Annotated in this window: 5 protein-coding genes and 1 pseudogene; 4 read left to right on the forward strand and 2 right to left on the reverse strand. The window is 72.1% G+C overall.

What is annotated here, in order from left to right; translation table 11 throughout:
- Positions 1-87: 87 nt before the first annotated feature.
- The 4 genes from ACFWRO_RS14085 to ACFWRO_RS14100 all read left to right on the forward strand — a co-directional run bounded on the left by ACFWRO_RS14085 (position 88) and on the right by ACFWRO_RS14100 (position 4,506).
- A complete protein-coding gene (locus tag ACFWRO_RS14085) occupies positions 88-525 on the forward strand; it encodes a nuclear transport factor 2 family protein (protein ID WP_384509168.1) in 438 nt (145 codons plus the stop codon).
- Positions 522-1,364: an NAD(P)H-binding protein gene (locus ACFWRO_RS14090; RefSeq protein ID WP_384509171.1), complete on the forward strand. Its 843-nt coding sequence runs from the start codon at positions 522-524 to the stop codon at positions 1,362-1,364. The genes ACFWRO_RS14085 and ACFWRO_RS14090 overlap by 4 nt, the downstream gene beginning before the upstream one ends.
- 156 nt (positions 1,365-1,520) lie before the next feature.
- Positions 1,521-3,146 carry a sulfatase-like hydrolase/transferase gene (locus tag ACFWRO_RS14095; protein ID WP_384509174.1) on the forward strand — a complete coding sequence of 542 codons (1,626 nt, stop codon included), beginning with the start codon at positions 1,521-1,523 and terminating at the stop codon, positions 3,144-3,146.
- Positions 3,147-3,183: 37 nt separating this feature from the next.
- Complete coding sequence (locus ACFWRO_RS14100) at positions 3,184-4,506, forward strand: cation:proton antiporter (RefSeq protein ID WP_384509177.1); 1,323 nt, start codon at positions 3,184-3,186, stop codon at positions 4,504-4,506.
- 5 nt (positions 4,507-4,511) lie between these two features.
- Here the strand turns inward: ACFWRO_RS14100 and ACFWRO_RS14105 are convergent, their stop codons facing one another.
- Positions 4,512-5,762, reverse strand: a complete 1,251-nt coding sequence (locus ACFWRO_RS14105; RefSeq protein WP_384509179.1) for a DUF2254 family protein — start codon at positions 5,760-5,762, stop codon at positions 4,512-4,514.
- A gap of 157 nt (positions 5,763-5,919) precedes the next feature.
- Positions 5,920-6,021, reverse strand: a pseudogene (locus ACFWRO_RS14110) (ectoine/hydroxyectoine ABC transporter ATP-binding protein EhuA); the annotation flags it as partial.

Below are 6,021 nucleotides of genomic sequence, written 5' to 3' on the forward strand. Positions count from 1 at the left end.
GCTCCTCCGGTTGAAAAGCGGACCCTGGGTCCGTATCGTTCTTGCAAGCGGACCCCGGGTCCGTATTCTCTAGAACGGAGCATACCCATGTCCGTACCCGTACCGGCCTCACCCGCCGATCTGTACCGCCACAGCCTGCGGCTCCTGCTCGACAAGGACATCCCCGGCTGGGTCGCCCTCTGGGCCGAGGACGGCGTGATGGAGTTCCCCTTCGCGCCCCCGGGAATGCCGTCGCGACTCGACGGGCGCGAGGCGATCGCCGCCTACATGCGCCCCTACCCGGCCACCATCGACCTGCACGACTTCCCCGAAGCCGACCTGCGGATCCACGAGACCACCGAGCCGCGGACCATCGTCGTCGAGATGCGCGGCATCGGCCGGCTCGTGGCGGGCGACCGCCCCTTCGACATGACGTACATCGCCGTCGTCACCGTCGAGGACGGGCGCTTCACCTCCTACCGCGACTACTGGAACCCGCTCGCCGTCCTCGACGCCGGCGTCGACCTCGCCGGGAGCAGCCGATGACCGCCGCCCGAACCACCCTCGTCATCGGCGCCACCGGGACCACCGGCAGCCGCACCTGCGCCCAGCTGACGGCCGCGGGGCACGCGGTCAGGGCGGCCAGTCGCCGGGGCACGCCCGTCGCCGGAGCCGAGCCGGTCCGCTTCGACTGGTACGACCCCGCGAGCCATGCCGACGCCCTCGACGCCGCCGAGCGCGTCTACGTGATCCCGCCCGTCGGCGACCCCGACCCCGCGGGCGTCGTCCTGCCCTTCCTGCGCAGGGCCCGCGCCGCCGGCGTACGGCGCGCGGTGCTGCTGAGTTCCTCCGCCATCCCCGAGGGCGGGCCGGCCGTGGGCCAGGTCCACAAGGCGCTGCCGGGCATCTTCGACGAATGGGCGGTGCTGCGGCCCTCCTGGTTCATGCAGAACTTCACCGGCGACCATGTGCACGCGCAGAGCATCCGTACCGACGGCGTCATCAGCACCGCCACCGGAACCGGGAGGGTCGGCTTCGTCGACGCCGAGGACATCGCGGCCGTGGCCGTCCGCGCCCTGACCGATGTCCACGCCCCCGACACCGACCTCGTCCTCACCGGACCCGAGGCCCTCGGCTACGAGGACATCGCCATGATCGTCGCGGAGGTCACCGGGCGCGCCGTGGCTCACCGGCCGCTGTCCCACGCGGAGCTGCGCGAACGGCTCACCGCCTTCATGCCCGAGGAGTTCGCCACGATGCTCGCCGACATGGACCGGGCCATCGCCCAAGGGGCCGAGGACCGTGTCACCGACACGGTCCTGCGCGTCACCGGCCGCCCCGCACGCGGCTTCCGTGCCGTCGCGGAGCGGGAGTTGGGCGCCTAGAGACACCCTGGCGTCACCCGGACGGCGTCACATGGGCGCCTCCGCGCGGGCGGCGGACGCCGGGCCGCCGTAGATTCGGGCGAAGGGCACTGATCGAGCATTTGCGCCGTCCGGCCACGTCGCAGGGGTGCGGACCATGTCGGAGGGCAGGTGGCCATGACGCGTCGCCCCAACATCCTGTTGATCGTCACGGACGAGGAGCGGGCGGTCGTCCCGCGCCCCGACGGGTTCTCGCTGCCCGCCCGGGAACGGCTGGCGGCGCGGGGGACGGTCTTCGACCGGTTCTACTCGGCCTCGGCCATGTGCAGCTCCGCCCGCTCCGTGCTCTACACCGGGCAGCACCTGCCGATCACGGAGATCTACGACAACGACAACATGCCGTACATCCGTCCCCTCGACCCCGCCCTGGGCACGATCGGCACGATGCTGCGCTCGGCCGGCTACTACTGCACCTATCAGGGCAAGTGGCACCTCTCGAACGCGTACATCACCCCGGACCGCCCCGAACCCACGACGGACGCCCTGGAGCCGTACGGGTTCAGCGAGTTCAACGACTGGGGCGACATCGACGGCGGAGCCTGGGCAGGGCTGAAGATCGACCCGGTCATCGCGGGGCAGGCCGTGCGGTGGCTGCGCAACCGCGCGCCCGTGGTCGCGGAGGACCGGCCGTGGTTCATGGCGGTCAACTTCGTGAACCCGCACGACATCATGAGCTTCGACTACGGCGGCTCCCCCCAGGTCCAGCTGCCGTTCGGGCTCGCCCACGCCGTGGTCGCGAAGGCGGCGGCCGACATCCCCGTGTACCGCAAGCGCTGGGACTTCCCGCTGCCCCCGAGCCTGCACGACGACCTGTCCGGCGCCGCCCCCGCCGTGGCCGAGTTCGCGCGGATGCTCGAGACCGTCTTCGGACCGGTGGCCGACGACGCGCACTGGTACGACGGCCTGAACTTCTACCTCAACGCGCTGCGCGACGTCGACCGCAGCGTCGAGCTGGTGCTCGACGCGCTGGAGGCCTCCGGGCAGGCGGACCACACCGTCGTCGCCTTCACCTCCGACCACGGCGAGATGGCCGGCTCCCACGGCCTGCGGCAGAAGGGGAACCTGGTCTACGACGAGAACTTCCACGTTCCCTTCCTCCTCTCCCACCCCGATGTCCCCGGAGGGGGCCGGACCGAGGCGCTGGCGTCGTCCGTGGACCTCGTCCCGACCCTGCTCGCCTGCGCGGGAGTGGACCAGGAAGAGATCGCCGACCGGTATCCCGCGCTCAAGGGCCACTCCCTGCTGCGGGTCCTCGACGGGTCCCCGGTACGCGAGGGCGTCCTGTCCGCCGTCGAGTCGATCACGACCCTGGACGCCGACTTCTGGTTCGAGTTCGCCGACCCGGGGGCGGGCGAACGGATCCAGTCCGGTGCGCTGCGTCCCGACTGGACCAAGCGCGGATTCCTCCGCGGCTACACCGACGACCGCTACACCTTCGGCCGGTACTTCTCCCCGCTGCGCCCGAACCGCCCGGCGGACCTGGACGCCCTGTTCGCCGACAACGACGTCGTTCTCTACGACCGGCAGGAGGACCCCGCGGAGGTCCGCAACCTCGCCTCCGACCCGGCCCACCGCGACCTCGTGCTGCGCTACTCCCAGCTCCTGGAGGCGCTCATCTCCGCGGAGATCGGCACGGACACCCGCGCCTGGGTGACCGAACGCCCCCGGCTGCTCGGCTGGCCCACCTGGCACGGCGACACCGACCAGCCGGCCGCTGCCGGGGCGGCTTCGTCAGGAACGTGAGGGGCGTACAGAGAGGCGGCGCGAAGGAAGCGGAGCGATGAGCAGCGACGCGTGGACGGTGGCGGCGGTGGCGAGCGTCACCGCCGCGTACGCCCTCGGATCGCGGCGCCTGGCGTCGACGCCGGTCTCGTCGGCCATCGTGTTCACGGGCTTCGGCATCCTCATCGGCCCCGCCGTCCTCGACCTCGTGAGCCTCGCACCGGACGCCGAGCCGATCATGGTGCTCCTTGAAGCCGCCCTGACCCTCGTGCTGTTCACCGACGCCATGACCGTCCCCCGCCGCGACCTGACCACGGGCGGCTTCCTGCCCCGCCGGCTGCTCGGGATCGGGCTCCTGCTGAGCATCGCCGTCGGCTGGCTGCTGGCCTGGCCCCTGCTGCCGGGGCTCACGATGTGGGAACTCGCGCTCCTCGGCGTGATCCTCGCGCCCACGGACGCCGCACTGGGCAAGAGCGCCATGTCCGACCCGCGCGTGCCGGGGCTCGTCCGGCAGGGGCTCAACGTGGAGAGCGGCCTCAACGACGGCATGGTGCTGCCGTTCTTCGTCGTCTGCCTCGCCGCGATCCCCGGCACCTCCTACGCCGCCGAGGGCGTGGCGGGCACCTTCTGGCGGGCGCTGGTGCTCAGTACGGTCCTCGGGCTGCTCGTCGGCGGAGTCGGCGGACGGCTGCTGGCGGCGGCCCGAGCGCGCGGGTGGGTCACGCGGGAGTGGGGACAGGTGTACGTCCTCGCCGTGGCCGTCGCCTCCTACGAACTGGCCGTGGTGGTCGACGGCAGCGGCTTCATCGCCGCCTGGGTCGCCGGCTTCGCCTTCGGACATGCCCTCCGGCACTTCGGGAGGGTCCCCGAGGAGAAGCGGGAAGGCCGGGACGACACGCCCGAGTTCGCGGAGAACCTCGGCGGGCTGCTGGCCTCGATCAGCCTCATGCTCTTCGGCGCCGTGCTCCTCGGACCGACGCTCCAACACCTGACCTGGCAGATCGTCGTCTACGCCCTGCTCAGCCTGACCGTCGTCCGCATGGTGCCCGTCGCCCTCTCGCTCCTCGGCAGCGGGCTGCGGGCGCCGACGGTCGCGTACATCGGATGGTTCGGGCCACGAGGACTCGCCTCGGTCGTTCTCGGCCTGCTCATGGTGGAGGAGCACGTTCCCGGTCTGGCATTGCTGGGCCGGGTCGTCGCCGTCACGGTGGCCCTCAGCGTCCTGCTGCACGGCGTCTCCGCGCCGGCGCTCGCCGGGCGGTACGGCGGCTGGTACCGGCGAGCCTCCGAGACCGACCCCGACGGACTGCGGGAGAGCGCGGCGGTGCCGGAGGGGACGGGCCGCCGTCGCCTCGGCCGCCTGGACAAGCCTGTCGAGTAGGGCGATCAGCGGTCGGTCGGCTCGCGCAGGAACGCCGGGTGTCTGTCCGCGAGCTCCTGGTCCACCCAGGCCAGTCGCTCCTCCATGGCCGGACGGCGCCCCTCCGGCGCCGCCTCCCGTACCCGAAGGAGCAGGTGCCGGGCGCGGGACAGCACCATCGGCTGATCCGAGGCCGCACGGCACAGGTCGTCGAACCCGACCCGCAGGAACTCCTCCCAGGCCGGCAGGCACATCACGACCCTTACGGCACCCGTGGCATCGGCGATCGACCGGTCGCCCAGCTCCGCCGCGGCGAGCGGCCGGAGCAGGCCCTCCACGGCGTCGAGGACCTGGACGGCGGTCGCTGGGTCGTTGATCGCGGGGGAGAGTGCACGGAGCCCGATGTCGGCAAGGAGCCGGAAGGCGAACGTCGGATCCTGGTGGAAGGTGCGCTCGATCTCGCCGACCACCGCCCGCAGCACCACCGCGTCGGGCACACGGCCACCGCGGACCTCGGCCACCAGGTCACCCGGGTGGAGCGTGCTCCCCACCGGCACCTTCACGACCACCACCGCGTCCGCCCCCGTCGCCACCCGTACCAAGCGCAGCCAGTCCACCTGAGCCAGGAGGACGCTGTCACCGGCCCAGACGACGGTCGACGTCACCTCCGGCAGGGCGCGTGCCTCGTGAGCATCGGGCACGGCGTCGTCCGTGTCGTCCGGCGACGGGTACATCGCCCGCAGGACCTCCCGCCCCCGGTCGCGTACGTCGGCGAGGACGTGCGCGAGCTGGATGGACTTCAAGGCCCTCAACTGCAGCCGCCGGACCTGTACGAGAGCTGTCGCGGCAAGCACCAGGGCCAGCGCGGGCACGGCCACGGACACGGTACGGCGCGAGCCGGTCGCAAGGGTCGCCGTGACCGAGAACGCCAGGACGCCCACCACGAGGGCGAAGAGCCGCCACACCACGGGATCGGTCCGGAAGAGGACGAGCCGATGACTGAAGTTCCCCGCCGCCCACTGCACGACCAGGAACAGCACCGAGAAGATCAGCGTCGCGACGCTCAGCACGCCCAGGCCGACGACCTTCAGCACGTCCACGGCCCGCTGCGCGGCCACCTGGTACCCGCCGTCGATCCCCGGCAGCAACAGCCCCAGGACGAACCCCAGGGCCGCCGCGAACACCTGGGAGGCCCCCGCGCGGAGCGCGCGCCGCGGCCGCACGACACGCTCGGCCGACCGGTCCGGACCGAGCATCATCGTCGGCGGGGCGTCCACAGGGAGTCTCCGATCAGGCGCACGGTCGCGGCGAGAAAACGCTCCGGCTCCGGCCGGGCCGACGCAAGGCGACATGCCGCCGTTCAGCCGACCGGAGCCCCGTACGGGGAAGGGGCGGTACGGAGAGTTCTCCGTACCGCCCCTTCCCCGTTTGCTGCTAGAGGACCTTCGACAGGAACGCCTTGGTCCTGTCGTGCTGGGGGTTGGTCAGGACGTCGCGGGGGTGGCCGGACTCGACCACCACGCCGCCGTCCATGAA

The organism is Streptomyces sp. NPDC058579 (assembly GCF_042718575.1).
Lineage (GTDB): Bacteria > Actinomycetota > Actinomycetes > Streptomycetales > Streptomycetaceae > Streptomyces.

What these genes read in the sequence shown, in the direction of transcription:
- ACFWRO_RS14085 (WP_384509168.1), top strand. Translation starts at nt 88, where the DNA reads ATGTCCGTACCCGTACCGGCCTCACCCGCCGATCTGTACCGCCACAGC.
- ACFWRO_RS14090 (WP_384509171.1), top strand. Translation starts at nt 522, where the DNA reads ATGACCGCCGCCCGAACCACCCTCGTCATCGGCGCCACCGGGACCACC.
- ACFWRO_RS14095 (WP_384509174.1), top strand. Translation starts at nt 1,521, where the DNA reads ATGACGCGTCGCCCCAACATCCTGTTGATCGTCACGGACGAGGAGCGG.
- ACFWRO_RS14100 (WP_384509177.1), top strand. Translation starts at nt 3,184, where the DNA reads ATGAGCAGCGACGCGTGGACGGTGGCGGCGGTGGCGAGCGTCACCGCC.